Source organism: Pseudomonas koreensis (assembly GCF_036668835.1).
GTDB lineage: Bacteria > Pseudomonadota > Gammaproteobacteria > Pseudomonadales > Pseudomonadaceae > Aquipseudomonas > Aquipseudomonas koreensis_I.
Window position 1 is genome coordinate 556,780 of record NZ_JAZEVW010000003.1, and the last position, 19,872, is coordinate 576,651.

Sequence of the window (19,872 nt, forward strand, 5' to 3'; positions counted from 1 at the left end):
CTCTTATGGAACAGCAGTCCAGCGCCTTGAAGGTCATGGTGATCGACGACTCGAAAACGATTCGCCGCACCGCCGAAACATTGCTGAAAAATGTCGGTTGCGAAGTGATTACCGCCATTGATGGTTTCGACGCCCTGGCGAAGATCGCCGACCACCATCCCGGAATCATTTTCGTCGACATCATGATGCCGCGTCTGGATGGCTATCAGACCTGCGCCTTGATCAAGAACAACAGCGCCTTCAAGGCCACGCCGGTGATCATGCTGTCATCCCGTGACGGGCTGTTCGACAAGGCCAAGGGGCGGATTGTCGGCTCCGATCAGTTTTTGACCAAACCGTTCAGCAAGGAAGAACTGCTCAGCGCGATCCAGGCCCACGTTCCGGGCTTCGCCGCCGTTGTGTCGCAGTAACAAAGGTTCAGAGACACGCGGCCAGCGGGCCGGGGGTCGACAAGAAAAATGGGGAAAACCATGGCACGTATCCTGATCGTCGATGATTCGCCGACCGAAATGTACAAACTGACCGGCATGCTCGAAAAGCACGGCCACGAAGTGTTCAAGGCCGAGAACGGCGCCGACGGCGTGGCCCTGGCCCGCCAGGAAAAACCCGATGCCGTGCTGATGGACATCGTCATGCCCGGCCTTAACGGTTTTCAGGCGACCCGGCAATTGACCAAGGACGCCGAGACCAGCCACATCCCGGTGATCATCATCACTACCAAGGACCAGGAAACCGACAAGGTCTGGGGCACACGCCAGGGCGCCAAGGACTATCTGACCAAACCGGTCGACGAAGACACCCTGATCAAGACCCTGAACAACGTACTCAGAGGCTGATCGCGCGATCATGAGCGAATCGCTGACCGCCTTCGAATTGCTCTGGCAGATCGACCAGCGCTGTCGCTTGCTGGCGGCCGACCTGCCGTCGCAAGCGGCACGCGAAGAGCGCTGGAGCGGCATCGGTTTCCGTCTCGGCGAACACTGGTACGTGGCGCCGATGGGCGAGGTCAGCGAAGTGCTGCATGAGCCGCGCTTCACCCAATTGCCTGGGGTCAAACCGTGGGTGAAGGGCGTGGCGAATTTGCGCGGCCGGCTATTGCCGATCATGGATCTGTGCGGCTTCTTCGGCCATGAGCTGTCGCCGTTGCGCAAACAGCGGCGGGTGCTGGTGGTCGAGCATGAAGACGTGTTTGCCGGGGTGATGGTCGACGAGGTCATCGGTCTGCAGCATTTTGATCAGCACAGCTTCGAACCGCTGTCGATCAGCAAGCGCCAGGGCTCGAAGGCCGAATTCGTCAAAGGCTATTTCCGCCGCGAGCAGAACTGGCGGGTGTTCAGCCTGTTTGCCCTGGCGAAATCGCCGGTGTTCATGAGCGTCGCGATATAGCCGTTACAACAAAGTTCCCTTGTAGGAGTGAGCCTGCTCGCGATTCAGGCACCGCGGTGTATCAAGTACATCGCGTTATCGTTCAATCGCGAGCAGGCTCACTCCTACAGGTTCTACCGGTGAGCTTCAGACAGGCGAGGACCGATGACAACAGCAAAAACAGGCAAGTCGGCAGAAGCGTCGCGCAGCCGCGCGCAGATCATCGTGCTGTTCATCGCGCTGATCGTGTTCATCATGCTGCTGTTCGCCAACTTCGCCTACCTCAACACCCAGGCGAACTACGACAAACAGTACATCGGCCACGCCGGTGAGCTGCGCGTGCTGTCGCAACGCATCGCCAAGAACGCCACCGAAGCCGCCGCCGGTAAAGCCGCCGCGTTCAAGCTGCTCAGCGACGCGCGCAACGATTTCGCCCAGCGCTGGGGTTATCTGAAAAAAGGCGATCCGAACACCGGCCTGCCGCCGGCACCGGCCACCGTGCGCCCGGAAATGCGCGCGGTGCAGCTGGACTGGGAACGTCTGCTGAAAAACACCGACGCGATTCTCTCCAGCGAACAGACCGTGCTGTCGCTGCATCAGGTCGCCGCAACCCTGGCCGAAACCGTGCCGCAGTTGCAGATCGAATACGAAAAAGTCGTCGAAATTCTTCTGCAACGCGGTGCGCCGGCAGCACAAGTGGCGATGGCCCAGCGTCAATCGCTGCTGGCCGAACGCATCCTCGGCGCGGTCAACACGGTGCTGGCCGGTGACGAAAATTCGCAGCAGGCCGCCGACGCTTTTGGCCGCGATGCCACTCGGTTCGGCCAGGTGCTCAATGGCATGCTGCAGGGCAATCCGGCGCTGAAGATCACTCAGGTCGAAGACCGCGATGCGCGCGCCCGGCTGAGCGAAATCTCCGAGCTGTTCCAGTTCGTCTCAGGCTCGGTGGATGAAATCCTCGAAACCTCCCCCGAGCTGTTCAAAGTGCGCGAGTCGGCGACCAATATCTTCTCGCTGTCGCAAACCCTGCTCGATGAAGCCTCGCACCTGGCCACCCGTTTCGAAAATCTCGCCGGCGGACGTAACACCGACACCATCGGCGGTTACGTGCTCGGCTTGCTGGCGTTGGCCTCGATCATCCTTATCGGCCTGGTGATGGTGCGCGAAACCAACCGGCAACTGCGCGAGACCGCCGAAAAGAACGAGCGTAATCAGAACGCGATCATGCGCCTGCTCGATGAAATCGAAGACCTCGCTGATGGCGACCTCACCGTCACCGCTTCGGTGACCGAAGACTTCACCGGGACCATCGCCGACTCGATCAACTATTCCGTCGACCAGTTGCGCGATCTGGTCGCGACCATCAACCTCACCGCCGGCCAGGTCGCCGCTGCCGTGCAGGAAACCCAGGCCACTGCCATGCACCTGGCGCAAGCCTCGGAGCATCAGGCCCAGCAGATTTCCGAAGCCTCGACGGCAATCAACGACATGGCGCAATCGATCGATCAGGTTTCGGCCAACGCAGCGGAGTCGTCGGCCGTTGCCGAGCGCTCGGTGGAAATCGCCAACAAGGGCAACGAGGTGGTGCACAACACCATCCACGGCATGGACAACATCCGCGAACAGATTCAGGACACCGCCAAGCGCATCAAGCGTCTGGGCGAGTCGTCCCAGGAAATCGGCGACATCGTCAGCCTGATCGACGACATCGCCGACCAGACCAACATTCTGGCGCTCAATGCGGCGATTCAGGCGTCGATGGCCGGTGATGCCGGGCGCGGTTTTGCCGTGGTCGCTGACGAAGTGCAGCGGCTGGCCGAACGTTCGTCTGCCGCGACCCGGCAGATCGAAACCCTGGTGCGGGCGATTCAGGCCGACACCAACGAAGCCGTGATCTCGATGGAGCAGACCACCACCGAAGTGGTGCGCGGCGCGCGACTGGCGCAGGATGCCGGTGTGGCTCTGGAAGAAATCGAAGGCGTGTCGAAAACCCTTGCGGCGCTGATCCAGAGCATTTCCAACGCGGCGCAACAGCAGACGTCTTCGGCCGGGCAGATCTCGCTGACGATGAACGTGATCCAGCAGATCACCTCGCAGACCTCGTCTGGCTCCACCGCCACCGCCGAAAGCATTGGCAACCTGACGAAAATGGCCAGCCAGCTGCGCCGCTCGGTGTCCGGATTCACCTTGCCGGCGGCGACAGACAAAGCGTGAGTGGAGTGGTTATGGGTGCCCGGCACGACTATGTCGCCCTCGAATGGGTCAAAGGCGCAATTGCCGATACGCTGAAGCAGGCGCATCAGGCGATTGAAGCCGTGCTGGATGATCCGCAGGCCTTTCCGGGGCTCGATGAGTGTCTGGATTACGTTCATCAGGTGCATGGCAGTTTGCAGATGATCGAATTCTACGGCGCCGCGCTGCTCGCCGAAGAAATGGAGCAACTGGTCGAAGCCCTGCAACACGATCGCGTCAATCATCGCGATGAAGCCCTGCACCTCTTGCTGCAGGCCCTCGGGCAGTTGCCGATTTACCTTGAGCGCGTGCAGAACGCGCGGCGTGACCTGCCGTTGGTGGTGCTGCCGCTGATCAATGATCTGCGCAGCGCCCGTGGCGAGAGCCTGCTGTCGGAGACCAGCCTGTTCAGCCCGCAATTGCCCGAACTGGCGCCGCTCAGCGCGCAAGCGTTGGCGCAACTGGAACCGGCCGAACTGCCGAACGTGCTGCGCAAACTGCGGCAAACGCTGCAAATGGCCCTGGTCGGTCTGCTGCGCGAGCAGGATGATGCGACTCATCTCGGTTATCTGGGCAAAGTCTTCAGCCGTCTCGAAGGGTTGAGCGGCGAGTCGCCGCTGAGTCCGTTGTGGCAGGTCGCGGCGGCGCTGGTCGAAGGCATGCGCGACGGCGTCATCGCCAACAGCCCGGCGCTGCGCAGCCTGTTCAAGGATGCCGACAAACAGCTCAAACGCCTGCTTGACCAAGGCATGGCCGGGCTCAACCAGCCCGCGCCGCCGGAGCTGCTGAAAAGCCTGTTGTTCTATATTGCCAAAGCCGAACATCCCACCGGGCAGATGCTGACCATGAAAGATCACTACTCCCTGGACGACGCGCTGCCCGACAGCGCAATGGTCGATGAAGAACGCGCACGCCTCGCCGGGCCCGATCGCGACGCGATGCGCTCGGTGCTCACGGCGCTGTGCGAAGAACTGGTGCGGGTCAAGGAACGCCTCGATCTGTTCGTGCGCAGCGACCGCCAGCACGCAGCGGATCTGGACAGCCTGCTTGCGCCGCTGCGGCAGATCGCCGACACCCTCGCGGTGCTCGGTTTTGGCCAGCCGCGCAAGGTCATCATCGATCAACTGGCGGTGGTGCTCAGCCTGGCGCAGGGCCAGCGCGAACCGAACGACGCGATCCTGATGGACGTTGCCGGGGCCTTGCTCTACGTCGAAGCGACCCTGGCCGGCATGGTCGGCACTGTCGAAACGGAAAGCGCGGAAGACGCGCAACTGCCGACCACCGACCTGACGCAGATTCACCAGATCGTGATCAAGGAAGCGCGCATCTGCCTGCAACAGGCCAAGGACATGATCGTCGACTACATCGACGCCGATTGGGACCGCCAGCAACTGCAAGCGTTGCCCGCGTTGCTGACGCAAGTACGCGGTGCACTGGCGATGATTGCCTTGAGCCGTGCGGCGAGTCTGGTCGGAGCGTGCAACGGTTTTATCCGTGAACATCTTTTGCTCGATCCGCACGAGCCGGGTTGGCAGCAACTGGACGCACTCGCCGACGTCATCAGCAGCCTCGAATATTATCTCGAACGCTGGGGCGACGACCCGCTGGCGCCGAGCGAGCAACTGCTGGACGTGGCGCAGAAGCGCCTCGCCAGCCTCGGTTTCTTCCCCGACGATCACGCCAGCGAGGCGCCCGGCGAACCGCAGGTACCGGTGCTCGACGAGGTACTCAGCCCCGGCGAAGCGCTGGTGATGCAGGATCTGCAGACACTGGACGACCCGGACGTCGTGCAATCGCTGGCCGACGCTCTTGCCAGTCCGGTTTCGGTGGTGAACCCGCCGGCACGCAGTACCCCCGGCAGCCTGCTGCCGCCGCCCGCCGATGAAGAACCGGTCGATGACGAGCTGCGCGAGGTGTTCCTCGAGGAGACTGACGAAGTGCTCGCCGTGCTGCACGAACACCTGCCGCGCTGGAGCGCCGATCCACAGGATCGCGAAGCGCTGAGCGAACTGCGCCGGGCCTTCCATACGCTCAAGGGCAGCGGGCGCATGGTCCGCGCGCTGATCCTCGGTGAACTGGCGTGGGCGGTAGAGAACCTGCTCAACCGCGTGCTGGAGCAAAGCGTCGAACCGGGTTCGGTGGTGCAGCGCTTGCTCACCGACACCGTTTTGCTGCTGCCCGAGCTGATCAGCGAATTCGCCACGCAGCGCCAGCGTCAGCGCAACGATGTCGATCAACTGGCCGCCCGTGCCCACGCACTGGCCAAGGGCGACGAGCCGCTGGCCGCCGAAGACGTCGACGATGTCACCGCGCTCGATCCGCTGTTGCTGGAAATTTTTCGCAAGGAAGCCGAAACCCACCTCGCCAGCCTCAACCGCTTCCTCGACCAGGCGGCCGAGCACGTTCCACTGCCGGCCAGCGATGAATTGCAACGCGCCTTGCATACGCTCAAGGGCAGCGCGTCGATGGCCGGCGTAGTGCCGATTGCCGAACTCGCCGCGCCACTCGATCAACTGGCCCGCGAATTCAAGGCACACCAGTTGCCGCTGGACCTCGACGAGGTCGAATTGCTGTTGGAAGCCGAAGGTCTTCTGCGCGTTGGCCTGCGCCAGCTCAAGCACGATCCGCTGGCGCCGATTGTCGGTGCGCAGTCATTGATCAAGCGTTCGCAAACCCTGCTTGCCGAGCGGCTGGCGTCGATCCTCGAGGCGGCGGACACCGGCCTGCGGGTCAAGCGCGATCCGCAACTGATCCACAGCTTTCTCGCTCAGGGCATGGACATCCTGCTCGACGCCGAAAGCCTGTTGCAGCGCTGGCAGCAGCACCCCGGCGAGCGCCAGGAACTCAGCGCCTTGCTCGACGAACTGACGACCCTAGGCGAAGGCGCGCATCTGGCCGATCTGCTGTCGGTCGACGTGCTCTGCGAGGCCTTGCTCGATCTTTACGGCGCCGTTGAAGAAAGCAGCCTGGCGGTCAGCGAGCGGTTTTTCCATGAGGCGCAGCTGGCCCATGAAGCGCTGATCAACATGCTCGACGAACTCGCCGCCGGCCAGGAAATCACTCCGCAGCCCGAGCGCGTTCGTGCCTTGCATGAACTGCTCGATGAAAGCCTCGACCCGTCATCCATGGGTCTGATCCGCAGCGACGGCAGCCGCACCCTGAGCATCCGCGAGTTGGGCAGCGCCACCGCCGAACTGCAGCAATCCGCCGCATCGCTGGCTGCGGACGACGAAATCGTCGAGATCTTTATCGAAGAGGCCGTCGACATTCTCGACAGCGCCGGCCAGGCCTTGCAGCGCTGGCTCAGCGAACCGGATAACGGTGCACCACTGTCGTCGTTGCAGCGCGACCTGCACACCCTCAAGGGCGGTGCGCGGATGGCTGAGGTCGAGGCGATTGGCGACCTCGCGCAAGAACTGGAAAACCTTTACGAAGGTCTGGCCGATCGGCGTTTCAGCCACAGCAGCGCGCTGGCGCAGTTGCTGCTCAACGGCCATGAACGCCTGGCGTTGCTGGTCGAGCAACTGCAAACCCGGCAAGCGCTGGAGCCGGCGCAGGCGTTGATCGAAGCGCTGCGGCAGGCGCGCCATGGCGCGAGCGCCAGCGAAACGCCGACGGCCAATGCCGACTCTGACAGCGCCGGGCACGACCCGGAGTTGCTGGAGATCTTCCTCGAAGAAGGTTTCGACATCATCGAAAACTCCGGCGCCGCGTTGCTGCGCTGGCAGGCCGAGCCGGGCAACCGCCAGGAAGTGGAAACGCTGTTGCGCGATCTGCACACGCTCAAGGGCGGCGCGCGAATGGTCGAGATCGGCCCGATCGGCGACCTCGCCCACGAACTCGAATACCTCTACGAAAGCCTGTCCACCGGCGCCTTGCAACCGTCAGCAGAGCTGTTCGCTCTGGTGCAGCGTGGTCATGACCGCCTGGCACAAATGCTCGATGGGGTGCGCGCCGGGCAACCGTGCCCACCGGCGGACCGCTTGATCAATGCGATCCAGAATTTCAGCCATCCGCTGAGCGCCGAAACGCCGCCAGTGCTGCCAATGCCGGCGAAAACCGAACCGACGCCAGCGCCCGCCGAGGCCGGCGCGGACATGGTCAAGGTCTCCGCCGAGCTGCTCGATGAGTTGGTCAACCTGGCCGGCGAAACCTCAATCTTTCGTGGCCGCATCGAGCAGCAGGTCAACGACGCGCAAGTCGCGCTGAACGAGATGGAAACCACCATCGAGCGCATGCGTGATCAGTTGCGCCGCCTCGACACCGAGACCCAGGGGCGGATTATCAGTCGCCAGCAAGTCGACGGCGAACGCCTTGGTTATGAAGAGTTCGATCCGCTGGAAATGGACCGCCATTCGCAGTTGCAGCAACTGTCGCGGGCCTTGTTCGAATCGGCGTCCGACCTGCTCGACCTCAAGGAAACCCTCGACCGGCGCAACCACGACGCGGAGAACCTGTTGCAGCAGCAGGGGCGCGTCAATACCGAATTGCAGGAAGGCCTGATGCGCACGCGCATGGTGCCGTTTGAACGGATGTTGCCGCGACTCAAACGCATCGTCCGCCAGGTCGCTGAAGAGCTGAACAAGGACGTCGCCTTCGTGGTCGGCAACGCTGAGGGCGAGATGGATCGCAACGTACTGGAACGCATGGCCGCGCCGCTGGAACACATGCTGCGCAACGCCGTCGACCATGGTCTGGAGTCCGCCGAAGTGCGGCTCGCGGCGGGCAAACCGGCACAGGGGCGGATCACCCTCGACCTGTCCCGAGAAGGCGGCGACATCGTTTTCGATATTCGCGATGACGGCGCCGGTGTGCCGCTGGAAGCGGTGCGGCGCAAGGCGATCAAACGTGGACTGCTTGCGCCGGAGGCGGAGATCAGCGACCGCGATGTGTTGCAGTTCATCCTGCAGCCGGGATTCTCCACAGCGGAAAAGATCACGCAGATTTCCGGACGCGGCGTCGGCATGGACGTGGTCCACGAAGAAGTGCGTCAGCTCGGCGGCAGCATGAGCATCGATTCGGTGCCGGGGCAGGGCGTGCATTTTCGTATCCGGCTGCCGTTCACCGTGTCGGTCAACCGTGCGTTGATGGTGCAGTGCGGCGAGGATCAGTACGCGATTCCGCTGCACACCATCGAAGGCATCGTGCGCGTATTGCCGAATGATCTGGAAGGGCACTTTCGTCAGGATCCGCCGCGCTATCACTACGCCGGCCAGACCTATGAACTGTGCTACCTGGGCGAGCTGCTGAAAACCGCGCCACGGCCGAAACTGCTCGGGCAGAATCTGCCGCTGCCGGTGCTGCTGGTGCACTGCAACGACCGGCGCATCGCCGTGCTGGTCGACGCCATGGCCGGCACCCGGGAAATCGTGGTGAAGAGCCTCGGCCCGCAGTTTGCCGCGTTGCAGGGCGTGTCCGGCGCGACGATTCTCGGCGATGGCCGAGTGGTGCTGATCCTTGATCTGCTCGCACCGATCCGCGCGATGCAGGCGCGGGTTGCGCAGCCGCAGGCACTGAGCGACCTCGACAGCGAACCACAGAAACCGCTGCTGGTGATGGTGGTCGACGACTCGGTGACGGTGCGCAAGGTCACCAGCCGTTTGCTCGAACGCCACGGCATGAACGTGCTGACTGCCAAGGACGGCGTCGACGCGATGCTGCTGCTCGAAGAACACCTGCCCGACGTGATGCTGCTCGACATCGAAATGCCGCGCATGGACGGCTTCGAAGTCGCCACGCAAGTGCGCAACGATGAACGCCTGCAGCACCTGCCGATCATCATGATCACCTCGCGCACCGGCCAGAAACACCGCGACCGCGCGATTGCCATCGGCGTCAACGACTATCTCGGCAAGCCGTATCAGGAATCGGTGCTGCTCGAAAGCATTGCCCATTGGAGCAACAGACATGCATGAACACGGGCACTCGCTGCGCAGCAGCCAACTCACCGGCCTGTTGTTGCCGCTGGCGGACCGCAACCTGATCCTGCCCAACGTCGCCGTCGCCGAACTGATCGACTACCAGGCCAGCGCCTTCGACCTCGACACGCCACCGTGGTATCTGGGGCGGGTGGCCTGGCGCGAGCGGCAGATCCCGCTGATCAGTTTCGAGTCGGCGTGCGGGCAGAAAATCGTTATCGGCGAGCGGGTACGGATTGTGATTCTGAATGCGCTGGGCGGGTTGCCGGAGCTGAGGTTCATCGCGTTGCTGGTGCAGGGCATTCCGCGCTCGTACAAACTCGACAGCCAGTTGAGTTATGTCGACGTGCCGCTGTGCGGGCTGGAGCGGGCGGCGGTGCAGGTCGGCGAGCAGGTGGCGAAGGTGCCGGATTTGTTGGCGCTGGAGCAGTTGTTGGTGGCGGCGGGGCTGGTGCACTGATCCGGAATTTGTGTTGTTCTGACGGGCCTCATCGCTGGCAAGCCAGCTCCCACAGGGTTTTGTGTGGTACACCGAATTCGAATACAACTCGGACACTGTGGGAGCTGGCTTGCCAGCGATGGGGGACCTCATGGCCACGCCTTACACCCCAATACGCTGTACATGGCCAACCCGAAGGCCGACACCGAATCCCTGCTGGCCGACGCCAGCGAAACCCTCTGCTCGGCTACGGTGATGCTCAATAACCATGCGGCAATGGTGGAAGGTACGCACCGCAAAACTGTGCAGGGTATTGCGCAAGTGGTGATGGTGGCGGAGATGGCGGTCAACCGCGTGTCGGACAGGTTGGTGCCGACGGAATAGCGAAAAAAAGCCGACCCTCACCCCAGCCCTCTCCCGGAGGGAGAGGGGGCCGACCGAGGTGTCTGGCGCTATGCATTGACCTGAAATACCCAGTCGATTATGGATTTGGTAAAGCACGATCAGGTCGCCGTATCCCTTGAGCATCCCCCAATCGGTCCCCTCTCCCTCCGGGAGAGGGCTAGGGTGAGGGCGCTCTTGACCATTACGCTCAGCGTAACGATTCACCACCGCGCTTGATTGATGCCTCCAACGCACACGCCTACCTTGGCTCCACGACAGCGAACCCCGTGGAGTGAGCATGACAACAATAATTTCCCCCGACTCGCGCTGGACGCGGCGGCGCGATGAGAAGCAGCGCCGGCTCGACATGGTGCGCGGGCTGGCCGATGGTGCGGTGTTGCCCAGCGACAAAATTGTCGCCGCGCTCGAAGCGCTGATCCATCCCGGCGACCGTGTAGTGCTGGAGGGCAATAACCAGAAGCAGGCGGATTTTCTTTCCCGTTCCCTGGCCAAGGCTGACCCGCAAAAGCTCCACGACCTGCACATGATCATGCCCAGCGTTGGCCGCTCCGAGCACCTTGATCTGTTCGAGCGCGGCATCGCTCGCAAGCTCGACTTCTCTTTCGCCGGCACCCAGAGCCTGCGCATCAGCCAGTTGCTCGAAGACGGCCTGCTCGAAGTCGGCGCGATCCACACCTACATCGAACTCTATGCACGGCTGGTGGTGGACCTGATCCCCAACGTCGTGCTTTCGGCCGGGTTCATGGCCGACCGCGCCGGCAACATCTACACCGGCCCGAGTACCGAAGACACCCCGGCACTGATCGAACCGGCCGCGTTCAGCGACGGCATCGTCATTGTCCAGGTCAACCAGTTGGTGGATGACGTCAGCGAACTGCCGCGCGTGGACATTCCTGCCTCATGGGTCGATTTCGTCGTTGTCGCCGACAAACCGTTCTACATCGAACCGCTGTTCACCCGCGACCCGCGCCACATCAAGCCTGTGCATGTGTTGATGGCGATGATGGCGATCCGCGGGATCTACGAAAAACACAACGTGCAGTCGCTCAACCACGGCATCGGTTTCAACACCGCCGCCATCGAACTGATCCTGCCCACCTACGGCGAATCCCTCGGCCTCAAAGGCAAGATCTGCCGCAACTGGACCCTCAACCCGCACCCGACGCTGATCCCGGCGATCGAAAGCGGCTGGGTCGAAAGCGTGCATTGTTTCGGCACCGAACTCGGCATGGAAAACTACATCGCCGCCCGGCCGGACGTGTTCTTCACCGGCCGCGATGGCTCGCTGCGTTCCAACCGCATGGTCTGCCAACTCGCCGGGCAGTACGCGGTGGACCTGTTTATCGGCGCGACGCTGCAAGTCGATGGCGACGGGCATTCCTCGACCGTCACCCGTGGGCGCCTCGCCGGTTTCGGTGGCGCGCCGAACATGGGCCACGACCCGCGTGGTCGCCGTCACGGCACGCCGGCGTGGCTCGATATGCGTCACGGCGATGCGCCGCAACCGATGCTCGAACGCGGCAAGAAGCTCGTGGTGCAAATGGTCGAAACGTTCCAGGAGGGCGGCAAACCAACGTTCGTCGAAACCCTCGACGCGGTCGAAGTGGCGAAGAAAAGCGGCATGCCGCTGGCGCCGATCATGATCTACGGCGACGACGTTACCCACCTGCTCACTGAAGAAGGCATCGCCTACCTGTACAAGGCGCGCTCGCTGGAAGAACGCCAGGCGATGATCGCCGCCGTCGCCGGTGTCACCGCGATTGGCCTGCGCCACAACCCGAAAGACACCGAACGCATGCGCCGCGAAGGCTTGATCGCCTTGCCCGAAGACCTCGGCATTCGCCGCACCGACGCCACCCGGGAACTGCTCGCGGCGAAAAGCGTGGCGGATCTGGTCGAGTGGTCCGGCGGCCTGTACAACCCGCCCGCCAAATTCAGGAGCTGGTAATGCACGCATTCAACCTGCAAGCACAACCGCTGTCGCTGGCTGACCGCTTGGCCGATCTGGCGGTGGACGCGTTGATCGACGAAGCCGACCTGTCGCCGAAACCGGCGCTGGTCGACCGTCGCGGCAACGGCGCGCACACCGATCTGCACCTGGGCCTGATGCATGCTTCGGCGTTGGCGTTGTGGCCGGCGTACAAGGAAATGGCCGAGGCCGCGCTGCACATCGGCGAAGTCGGTCTGCCGTTGCGCGAAGCGATTGGCCGGATCGGTCGCGAAGGTGAGCAAGCGATGCTTGCGACGACTAACGGTGTGAATACCCATCGCGGCGCGATCTGGGCGCTGGGTCTGCTGGTCACCGCCGCCGCTCTGCAACCGAACTCCATCGCTCTGTGTGCGGCACGCCTGGCGCTGCTCGACGACCGCTACGCACCGAAACCGCTCAGCCACGGCGCACAAGTGGCCCAGCGTTACGGCGCACGCGGTGCTCGCGAGGAAGCGCAACTCGGCTTCCCCTCGGTGCTGCAACGCGGCCTGCCGCAATTGCAGAACAGCCGCGCCAACGGCGTCGGCGAACAGAACGCCCGGCTCGACGCCTTGCTGGCGATCATGACCGAACTGGCCGACACCTGCGTGCTCTATCGCGCCGGCGAACAAGGCCTGCACGCCATGCAAAGCGGCGCGCGAGCGGTGCTCGACGCCGGCGGCAGTGCCAGCCTTACAGGCCGCCGTCGCCTGCACGAACTGGATCAACAACTCATCGCATTGAATGCCTCGCCCGGTGGCGCCGCCGACTTGCTCGCCGCCACGCTGCTGCTCGATCGAATCGAGCGCGACGGCATCTTTCAGGGAGCGTTTTGATGGAAAGCCTATCGTTTGAATTCCCCGCCGGGCAGCCGCCACGCGGGCGTGCGCTGGTCGGTTGTGTTGGCTCGGGGGACCTGGAAGTGCTGATCGAACCGGGCCTGGCCGGCAAGTTGACGATCAACGTGCAGACCTCGGTCAACGGCGCGCAACAGCGCTGGCAGCATCTGTTTGCGCGGATGTTCGACGGCACCACGCCACCGGCGATGGCCATCGACATCCACGATTTCGGCGCGACGCCGGGAGTGGTGCGCTTGCGTCTGGAACAGGGTTTCGAGGAGATCGGCCATGACTGACAGCGCCGCGTTGCTCAACAAACACAGCTTCGTCGAACTCGGCGCCCGGCAACGGGCGAAAGCCTTGCTCGACGCCGGGACCTTTCGTGAACTGCTCGACCCGTTTCAACGGGTGATGTCGCCGTGGCTGGAACGCCAGGGCGTGGTGCCGCAGGCCGACGACGGCGTGATCATCGCCAAGGGCAGCCTCGACGGTTTGCCGGTGGTGATTGCCGCGATCGAAGGCGCGTTTCAGGGCGGCAGCCTCGGTGAAGTCGGCGGGGCAAAGATTGCCGGCGCGCTGGAACTGGCCGCCGAGGACAACCGCAAAGGTATCCCCACCCGCGCGGTGTTGCTGCTGGAAACCGGTGGCGTGCGCTTGCAGGAAGCCAATCTCGGCCTCGCGGCGATTGCTGATATTCACGCGGCGATTGTCGATTTGCAGCAATACCAACCGGTGGTCGGCGTGGTCGCCGGCAGCGTCGGTTGCTTCGGCGGCATGTCGATTGCCGCGGCGCTGTGCAGCTATCTGCTGGTGACCCAGGAAGCACGTCTTGGCCTGAACGGCCCGCAAGTCATCGAGCAGGAAGCCGGGATCGAGGAATACGACTCGCGCGACCGGCCGTTCATCTGGAGCCTGACCGGGGGCGAGCAACGCTTCAACAGCGGTCTGGTGGATCGTTACGTTGGCGATGACGTGGCGCAGATTCGTCAGCAGGTCGGCGAATTGCTCCAGCAAGGTTTGCCGGCTCAGCCACGCAGCCAGAGCGCCGAATGGTTTCTGCAGCGTCTGGGCAGTCTGAACACTGAACAGCAAATCGAGCCCCAGGTGGTTCGCGATCTGTATCAAGGAGAGCGTTCATGAGCGGTTATTCATTGCGCGGTTTGCACTGGTTCAACGCCTTGATCGCGGGCGCTAAAAGCGTCGAAGGCCTGCCTCCGTCGTTGAAAGTCGCTGACGCTGAACTCGGACGTTTTATCGCCGTGGTCGCTGATCCGGACAACCGTTTCCCACGCGCTCGCAACGGCGAAGTCGGCTTGCTCGAAGGCTGGGGGCTGGCCAAGGCTGTAGACGATGCAATCGCAGCCGACCGCGACAAGACACAGAAACGCCCGATCATCGCCATCGTCGATGTGCCGAGCCAGGCCTACGGTCGTCGCGAAGAAGCACTGGGCATTCATCAGGCGCTGGCCGGCGCGGCGGACAGTTATGCTCGTGCACGATTGGCCGGGCATCCGCTGATTGCGCTGCTGGTGGGCAAGGCCATGTCTGGCGCATTTCTGGCTCACGGTTATCAGGCCAACCGCCTGATCGCCCTGCGCGATCCCGGGGTCATGGTGCATGCAATGGGCAAGGCCTCGGCGGCGCGGGTAACCTTGCGCAGCGTTGAAGAACTGGAAGCACTGGCCGCCAGCGTGCCGCCGATGGCCTACGACATCGACAGCTACGCCAGCCTCGGCCTGCTCTGGGAAACTCTCTCGGTGCAGCAGATCGAACAACCGACGGCGGAGGATCTGGCGCGGGTCACTGAATGCCTCAAGCAAGCCATCGGCGATATCGCCAGCACCGACCTGAGTAATCGCCTCGGCGCCAGCAACCGCGCGGCGTCGAGCAAAGTACGCGAGCTGTTGAGGGCGCAGTGGTGAACATGCCACTGGCCCATGATCTGCTCTGGGGCATGGCGCCTGCGCAGTTGCCGGCGGATGCGCCGCACTGGGCAGTTGTTTCGCTGGTCGCCGGGCAGCCGGTGGTGGTGCGGCGCGCGCTGAGTGATGAAGGACTGATCGCGGTGGGCGTGCGCGGGTTGCTGCGTGAGCAGCGGCTGGCGGCGTTCATGCGCGTCGATTCGATTGCGCGGCGGGTCAGTCCTGAAGCGTTGTGTCATGTCGACAGCGCACGTGATCTGCCGGTCATGCAGGCGCTCAGGCAATTGCGTCCGAGGCTCGATGACTGTGGTTGGGTCTGGGGTGTCAGCGGCAGTGTCGGCTTTGAGCTGGCCAGCGGTTTTAAAGCGATGCATACGGCCAGTGATCTCGATCTGATTCTGCGTGCGCCGCAGATGATCACACGCAATCAGGCATGCAAACTTGTGGCGCTATTCGATCAGGCTGTGTGCCGGGTCGACATGCAATTGCAGACGCCATTCGGCGCTTTGGCGCTGCGTGAATGGGCTGGCGGTTCGTCCCGAGTGCTGCTGAAAAAAGCTGATCAGGCTTGCCTGGTGATTGATCCGTGGAACCCGCAGGAGCAAGCAGCGTGAGCAGTCTGCTGGTGTTTCCCGGCCAGGGCGCGCAGCAAGTGGGCATGCTCCAGCGCTTGCCTGGGGAAACGTTGACCGAGGCCAGCGATGTGCTCGGTGAAGATGTCTCGCGGCTGGATTGTGCCGAAGCGTTGCGCACGACGCGTGCGGTTCAGCTGTGCCTGTTGATCGCCGGTGTCGCGGCTTCACGGCAACTGCTGCAGGACGGGCTGGCGGCGGATTACGTCGCCGGTCTGTCCATCGGTGCCTATCCGGCTGCGGTGGTCGCCGGGGCTTTGAGCTTCAGTGACGCGTTGCATCTGGTCAGCCTGCGCGGTGAGCTGATGCAGCAGGCTTATCCACAGGGCTACGGCATGACCGCGATCATCGGCCTGCAATTATCCACAGTCGAAACGCTGCTGGCGCAGGTGCACAGCGAGGATTCGCCGGTGTATCTGGCAAATATCAATGCCGATAATCAGGTGGTCATCGCTGGCAGTGACGACGGCATGCAAGCGGTGGCCGAACTGGCGCGAAGTCGTGGCGCCGGTCTGGCGAAACGTCTGGCGGTGAGTGTGCCGTCGCACTGTCCCCTGCTGGACGAACCGGCGCGAACCCTCGCCGAAGCCTTTGCGAAGGTTGGACTGAGAACCCCGAAGATCGCTTACCTGAGTGGCAGTCGTGCGCGGCCTGTGACCAAGGTAGAAGCGCTGCGCGACGACCTCGCCTTCAATATGTGCCGCGTGGTGGACTGGCGCGGCACCGTGCAAAGCGCCTACGAGCGCGGCGTGCGCTTACAGATCGAACTGCCGCCCGGTGCGGTGCTGACCGGGCTGGCGCGCCGGGTATTTGAGCAGGGCACCGTCACGGCCTTCGACAGTGCCCGCCTCGACACCTTGCAAGCGCTGTTGCGAGAGGAGGGAAACCGCCGACTCTAAACCGCCGCGACTCAAGCTTCGAACAACAAAAACAACATTCGACGATGCACTTTGAGGACTACAACAATGATTATTTACGGTGTGGCGTTTCTCGCCTTTTGTACGCTGGTCGGTATCTGGGTCGGTGAACTGCTCGGCAAGCTGATCGGCGTGCCGGCCAACGTCGGCGGTGTCGGCATTGCGATGCTGCTGCTGATCGGCCTCGGCAGTTATCTGTACAAAAGCGGCTGGCTCAAGGGCAAGACCGAGCAGGGCGTGGAGTTCTGGAGTGCTATCTACATTCCTATCGTGGTCGCCATGGCGGCGCAGCAGAACGTCTACGGCGCGCTGAAGGGCGGGCCGATGGCGATTCTCGCCGGCACGCTGGCCGTGGTCATCGCCTTTGCTCTGGTGCCGGTGCTGACGCGCATGGGCAACAAGCAACAGACGCCGATTGCTCCAGCCAAGACTGCGGGGTAAGCGCCATGTACGAATCGATGATGAAAGTGATCACCGGCTACGGCCTGATCAGCGGCTTTTTGATTGTCGGCCTGACCATGTGGGTGTCCTACTGGATGTCCAACACCTTCACCAAGGGCCGCTTGCACGGCTCGGCGATTGCCATTCTGCTCGGCCTGCTGCTGTCGTATGTCGGCGGCGCGCTGACCGGTGGGCAAAAAGGCGTGGTGGATATTCCCTTGTTGTCGGGTATCGGACTGCTTGGCGGTGCGATGTTGCGTGACTTCGCGATTGTCGCCACAGCGTTTGGCGTGAGTGTCGACGAGCTTAAACGCGCCGGGTTTGTCGGCGTGCTGGCGTTGTTCGTTGGCGTCGGCACCTCGTTTGTTGCGGGCGTGGGTGTGGCGATGGCGTTCGGGTATACCGATGCGGTGAGCCTGACCACAATTGGCGCTGGCGCCGTGACCTACATTGTCGGACCGGTGACGGGCGCGGCAATCGGTGCCAGTTCCGAGGTGATGGCGCTGTCGATTGCGGCGGGGTTGATCAAGGCGATCCTTGTGATGGTGATGACGCCGTTCGTGGCGCCGATGATCGGCTTGAACAACCCGCGCAGTGCAGTGATTTTCGGCGGTTTGATGGGCACCTCAAGTGGCGTCGCTGGTGGGTTGGCGGCGACAGATCCGAAGCTGGTGCCTTATGGTTGCCTGACGGCGGCGTTTTATACGGCCCTTGGGTGTTTGCTTGGGCCTTCGGTGTTGTTTCTGGCGATGCGAGGCTTGATGGGCTAGCTAGTCACCTCCAGAAGCCCCTCACCCTAGCCCTCCCGAAACGTCGGACCGCCCGGAGGGAGAGGGGACTGACCGAGGTGGATGTAGGAGTTTCATAGATCTGAAATGTCTGTGTCGAACTCAGGTTCTGAAAAGCCCCCGATCTGCTCCCTTTCCCCTCGCCCCCTTGGGGGAGAGGGCTGGGGTGAGGGGGTAGCTCTTGATCTTGATCTTGATCTAAACCCCAGTCTGCCGATTGGCATACATCCGACACTCCGCCAGCAACGCCAGCAGATTCGGGTCCCTTTCCTTGGCCTTCAAGAACACCACCCCGATGTGCTGCTGCAACCGATACTTTTCCTGCAATGGAATCAGCTTCACCCGATTCTCGTACACCGCCGCAATCCGCCCCGGCAACAACGCATAACCGACCCCGGAACTGACCATGCTCAACAGGGTGAAAATGTCGTTCACCTGCATCGCGACTTTCGGCTCGAATCCCGCCTGCTTGAACACCCGGTTGCCATCCTGATGCGTGGCGAAGCCCTGGGTCAGGGTGATGAAGGTTTCATCGCGCACCTCGGCCAGATCGACTTCACTGCGCTGGGCGAACTTCGAATCCGCCGGGGTGGCGAGGAATATGTCATCGGAGAACAGCGCAATCTGCTCGCAGTCCGGGTCGTTGATGCTGTCGTCGAGTGACACCAGAATCGCGTCGACCTCCATGTTCTTCAGCTTGTAGAGCAGGTCGATGTTCGAGCCCAGGATCAGGTCGATGTTGAGTTCGCTGCGGCGGATTTTCAGGCCCATGATCAGTTGCGGCACGGTCTTCACCGTCAGCGAATACAGCGAGCCGAGCTTGAAACGCTCGGCCGAGAAACCGGCGGCTTCGCGGGTCAGGCGCACGCTTTCGACCACGTCGTTGATCAGCTTCTGCGCACGTTCTTCCAGCACATAAGCACTTTCCAGCGGGGTCAGGTTGCGCCCTTCGTGTTTGAACAGCGGGCAGCGCAGGGCGCTTTCGAGCGAGTGAATCGCGCGGTGCACGCTGACGTTGCTGGTCTGCAGCTCGGCGGCGGCGCGGGCGAGGTTGCCGGTGCGCATGAAGGCGAGGAACACCTCGAGTTTTTTCAGGGTCAATTCTTCGTCGATCAGCATGGCGCGGACTCTTTTTGGTATCGACCGATTGTGCCCAATTCCCGCGTGCCGCGCAGGCGAGGTTGAACAGAAACATTGCGCTTTTACGCTCAAGGCCCGAGCCTTGCGCGCTGCGGTCATGAAGACGAGGTGTGAAACACATGTATCACGGGGAAAAACTCAACGCCTGGACCCACCTGGTTGGAGCGGTGGCGGCGTTTATCGGCGGCGTGTGGATGCTGGTGATCGCCAGTCTCGACGGCAGTCCGTGGAAGATTGTCAGCGTGGCGATCTACGCGTTCACCCTGCTGGTGCTCTACAGCGCATCGACCGTGTACCACAGCGTGCGCGGGCGCAAGAAAGCGATCATGAAGAAGGTCGATCATTTTTCGATCTACCTGCTGATCGCCGGCAGCTACACACCGTTTTGTCTGGTGACCCTACGCGGGCCATGGGGCTGGACGCTGTTCGGAATCGTCTGGGGGCTGGCGCTGATCGGCATCCTGCAGGAAATCAAACCGCGCTCCGAGGCACGGATTCTGTCGATCGTGATTTACGCGGTGATGGGCTGGATCGTGCTGGTCGCGGTCAAGCCGCTGATCGCGGCGCTGGGTACGGCGGGTTTTGCCTGGCTGGCGTCGGGCGGGGTTTTGTATACGGTGGGGATTATCTTTTTTGCCCTCGATCACCGGCTGCGGCACGCCCATGGGATCTGGCATCTGTTCGTGATTGCCGGGAGCTTGCTGCACTTTGTCGCGATTCTGTTTTATGTCCTCTAAACCGAATCATCCCCAATCCCTTGTGGGAGCGAGCCTGCTCGCGAGGGCGTCAGTCCAGCCGATGCTGGTGTCGGCTGATACACCGCTTTCGCGAGCAGGCTCGCTCCCACAGTAGATATCCAGTGAGC

The 19,872-nt window shown here is 62.6% G+C and carries 17 protein-coding genes and 1 pseudogene; 17 read left to right on the forward strand and 1 reads right to left on the reverse strand.

Annotated features, from left to right (window positions below; genetic code table 11):
* The first annotated feature begins 5 nt into the window (after positions 1 to 5).
* From pilG to madM, 16 genes and pseudogenes are all read left to right on the forward strand, one after another.
* Positions 6 to 410, forward strand: a complete 405-nt coding sequence (gene pilG, locus V6F91_RS11800; protein ID WP_090287129.1) for a twitching motility response regulator PilG — start codon at positions 6 to 8, stop codon at positions 408 to 410.
* A gap of 60 nt (positions 411 to 470) precedes the next feature.
* The gene (pilH, locus tag V6F91_RS11805) at positions 471 to 836 is read left to right on the forward strand and encodes a twitching motility response regulator PilH (protein ID WP_332764537.1); all 366 of its coding nucleotides are present in this window, start codon (positions 471 to 473) and stop codon (positions 834 to 836) included.
* A gap of 10 nt (positions 837 to 846) precedes the next feature.
* Complete coding sequence (locus V6F91_RS11810; protein ID WP_090287127.1) at positions 847 to 1,386, forward strand: chemotaxis protein CheW; 540 nt, start codon at positions 847 to 849, stop codon at positions 1,384 to 1,386.
* A 144-nt stretch (positions 1,387 to 1,530) separates the two neighbouring features.
* A complete protein-coding gene (locus tag V6F91_RS11815; RefSeq protein ID WP_332764541.1) occupies positions 1,531 to 3,579 on the forward strand; it encodes a methyl-accepting chemotaxis protein in 2,049 nt (682 codons plus the stop codon).
* 11 nt (positions 3,580 to 3,590) lie between these two features.
* On the forward strand, positions 3,591 to 9,512 hold the full coding sequence (locus V6F91_RS11820; RefSeq protein ID WP_332764543.1) for an Hpt domain-containing protein: 5,922 nt from the start codon (positions 3,591 to 3,593) through the stop codon (positions 9,510 to 9,512).
* The gene (locus tag V6F91_RS11825) at positions 9,505 to 9,975 is read left to right on the forward strand and encodes a chemotaxis protein CheW (RefSeq protein ID WP_332764545.1); all 471 of its coding nucleotides are present in this window, start codon (positions 9,505 to 9,507) and stop codon (positions 9,973 to 9,975) included. Before V6F91_RS11820 ends, V6F91_RS11825 begins: the two co-directional genes overlap by 8 nt.
* A gap of 112 nt (positions 9,976 to 10,087) precedes the next feature.
* Positions 10,088 to 10,338 (forward strand): annotated as a pseudogene (locus tag V6F91_RS11830) (DUF6124 family protein); the annotation flags it as partial.
* A gap of 298 nt (positions 10,339 to 10,636) precedes the next feature.
* Positions 10,637 to 12,307, forward strand: a complete 1,671-nt coding sequence (gene mdcA / locus V6F91_RS11835) for a malonate decarboxylase subunit alpha (protein ID WP_332764547.1) — start codon at positions 10,637 to 10,639, stop codon at positions 12,305 to 12,307.
* The gene (locus V6F91_RS11840) at positions 12,307 to 13,164 is read left to right on the forward strand and encodes a triphosphoribosyl-dephospho-CoA synthase (protein ID WP_332764549.1); all 858 of its coding nucleotides are present in this window, start codon (positions 12,307 to 12,309) and stop codon (positions 13,162 to 13,164) included. The genes mdcA and V6F91_RS11840 overlap by 1 nt, the downstream gene beginning before the upstream one ends.
* A complete protein-coding gene (locus V6F91_RS11845; protein WP_056786420.1) occupies positions 13,164 to 13,463 on the forward strand; it encodes a malonate decarboxylase subunit delta in 300 nt (99 codons plus the stop codon). Before V6F91_RS11840 ends, V6F91_RS11845 begins: the two co-directional genes overlap by 1 nt.
* The gene (locus V6F91_RS11850; RefSeq protein WP_332764553.1) at positions 13,456 to 14,307 is read left to right on the forward strand and encodes a biotin-independent malonate decarboxylase subunit beta; all 852 of its coding nucleotides are present in this window, start codon (positions 13,456 to 13,458) and stop codon (positions 14,305 to 14,307) included. The genes V6F91_RS11845 and V6F91_RS11850 overlap by 8 nt, the downstream gene beginning before the upstream one ends.
* Positions 14,304 to 15,089 (forward strand): biotin-independent malonate decarboxylase subunit gamma, encoded by a 786-nt coding sequence (mdcE, locus tag V6F91_RS11855; RefSeq protein WP_332764555.1) that lies wholly within the window; start codon positions 14,304 to 14,306, stop codon positions 15,087 to 15,089. The genes V6F91_RS11850 and mdcE overlap by 4 nt, the downstream gene beginning before the upstream one ends.
* On the forward strand, positions 15,083 to 15,703 hold the full coding sequence (locus V6F91_RS11860; protein WP_332764557.1) for a malonate decarboxylase holo-ACP synthase: 621 nt from the start codon (positions 15,083 to 15,085) through the stop codon (positions 15,701 to 15,703). The genes mdcE and V6F91_RS11860 overlap by 7 nt, the downstream gene beginning before the upstream one ends.
* Complete coding sequence (gene mdcH / locus V6F91_RS11865) at positions 15,700 to 16,620, forward strand: malonate decarboxylase subunit epsilon (protein WP_332764559.1); 921 nt, start codon at positions 15,700 to 15,702, stop codon at positions 16,618 to 16,620. The genes V6F91_RS11860 and mdcH overlap by 4 nt, the downstream gene beginning before the upstream one ends.
* A 66-nt stretch (positions 16,621 to 16,686) precedes the next feature.
* Positions 16,687 to 17,079, forward strand: a complete 393-nt coding sequence (gene madL / locus V6F91_RS11870) for a malonate transporter subunit MadL (RefSeq protein WP_101161179.1) — start codon at positions 16,687 to 16,689, stop codon at positions 17,077 to 17,079.
* Between the two features lie 5 nt (positions 17,080 to 17,084).
* On the forward strand, positions 17,085 to 17,849 hold the full coding sequence (gene madM / locus V6F91_RS11875) for a malonate transporter subunit MadM (protein WP_332764564.1): 765 nt from the start codon (positions 17,085 to 17,087) through the stop codon (positions 17,847 to 17,849).
* 216 nt (positions 17,850 to 18,065) lie between these two features.
* On the opposite strand, the gene V6F91_RS11880 is transcribed toward madM, so the two are convergent.
* Positions 18,066 to 18,986 (reverse strand): LysR family transcriptional regulator, encoded by a 921-nt coding sequence (locus V6F91_RS11880; protein WP_116028388.1) that lies wholly within the window; start codon positions 18,984 to 18,986, stop codon positions 18,066 to 18,068.
* Positions 18,987 to 19,126: 140 nt separating this feature from the next.
* Between V6F91_RS11880 and trhA the strand changes: the two genes are divergently transcribed.
* Positions 19,127 to 19,744 (forward strand): PAQR family membrane homeostasis protein TrhA, encoded by a 618-nt coding sequence (gene trhA / locus V6F91_RS11885; RefSeq protein ID WP_007964065.1) that lies wholly within the window; start codon positions 19,127 to 19,129, stop codon positions 19,742 to 19,744.
* Positions 19,745 to 19,872 lie beyond the last annotated feature (128 nt).

What these genes read in the sequence shown, in the direction of transcription:
- pilG (WP_090287129.1), top strand. Translation starts at nt 6, where the DNA reads ATGGAACAGCAGTCCAGCGCCTTGAAGGTCATGGTGATCGACGACTCG.
- pilH (WP_332764537.1), top strand. Translation starts at nt 471, where the DNA reads ATGGCACGTATCCTGATCGTCGATGATTCGCCGACCGAAATGTACAAA.
- V6F91_RS11810 (WP_090287127.1), top strand. Translation starts at nt 847, where the DNA reads ATGAGCGAATCGCTGACCGCCTTCGAATTGCTCTGGCAGATCGACCAG.
- V6F91_RS11815 (WP_332764541.1), top strand. Translation starts at nt 1,531, where the DNA reads ATGACAACAGCAAAAACAGGCAAGTCGGCAGAAGCGTCGCGCAGCCGC.
- V6F91_RS11820 (WP_332764543.1), top strand. Translation starts at nt 3,591, where the DNA reads ATGGGTGCCCGGCACGACTATGTCGCCCTCGAATGGGTCAAAGGCGCA.
- V6F91_RS11825 (WP_332764545.1), top strand. Translation starts at nt 9,505, where the DNA reads ATGCATGAACACGGGCACTCGCTGCGCAGCAGCCAACTCACCGGCCTG.
- mdcA (WP_332764547.1), top strand. Translation starts at nt 10,637, where the DNA reads ATGACAACAATAATTTCCCCCGACTCGCGCTGGACGCGGCGGCGCGAT.
- V6F91_RS11840 (WP_332764549.1), top strand. Translation starts at nt 12,307, where the DNA reads ATGCACGCATTCAACCTGCAAGCACAACCGCTGTCGCTGGCTGACCGC.
- V6F91_RS11845 (WP_056786420.1), top strand. Translation starts at nt 13,164, where the DNA reads ATGGAAAGCCTATCGTTTGAATTCCCCGCCGGGCAGCCGCCACGCGGG.
- V6F91_RS11850 (WP_332764553.1), top strand. Translation starts at nt 13,456, where the DNA reads ATGACTGACAGCGCCGCGTTGCTCAACAAACACAGCTTCGTCGAACTC.
- mdcE (WP_332764555.1), top strand. Translation starts at nt 14,304, where the DNA reads ATGAGCGGTTATTCATTGCGCGGTTTGCACTGGTTCAACGCCTTGATC.
- madL (WP_101161179.1), top strand. Translation starts at nt 16,687, where the DNA reads ATGATTATTTACGGTGTGGCGTTTCTCGCCTTTTGTACGCTGGTCGGT.
- madM (WP_332764564.1), top strand. Translation starts at nt 17,085, where the DNA reads ATGTACGAATCGATGATGAAAGTGATCACCGGCTACGGCCTGATCAGC.
- V6F91_RS11880 (WP_116028388.1), bottom strand. Translation starts at nt 18,986, where the DNA reads ATGCTGATCGACGAAGAATTGACCCTGAAAAAACTCGAGGTGTTCCTC.
- trhA (WP_007964065.1), top strand. Translation starts at nt 19,127, where the DNA reads ATGTATCACGGGGAAAAACTCAACGCCTGGACCCACCTGGTTGGAGCG.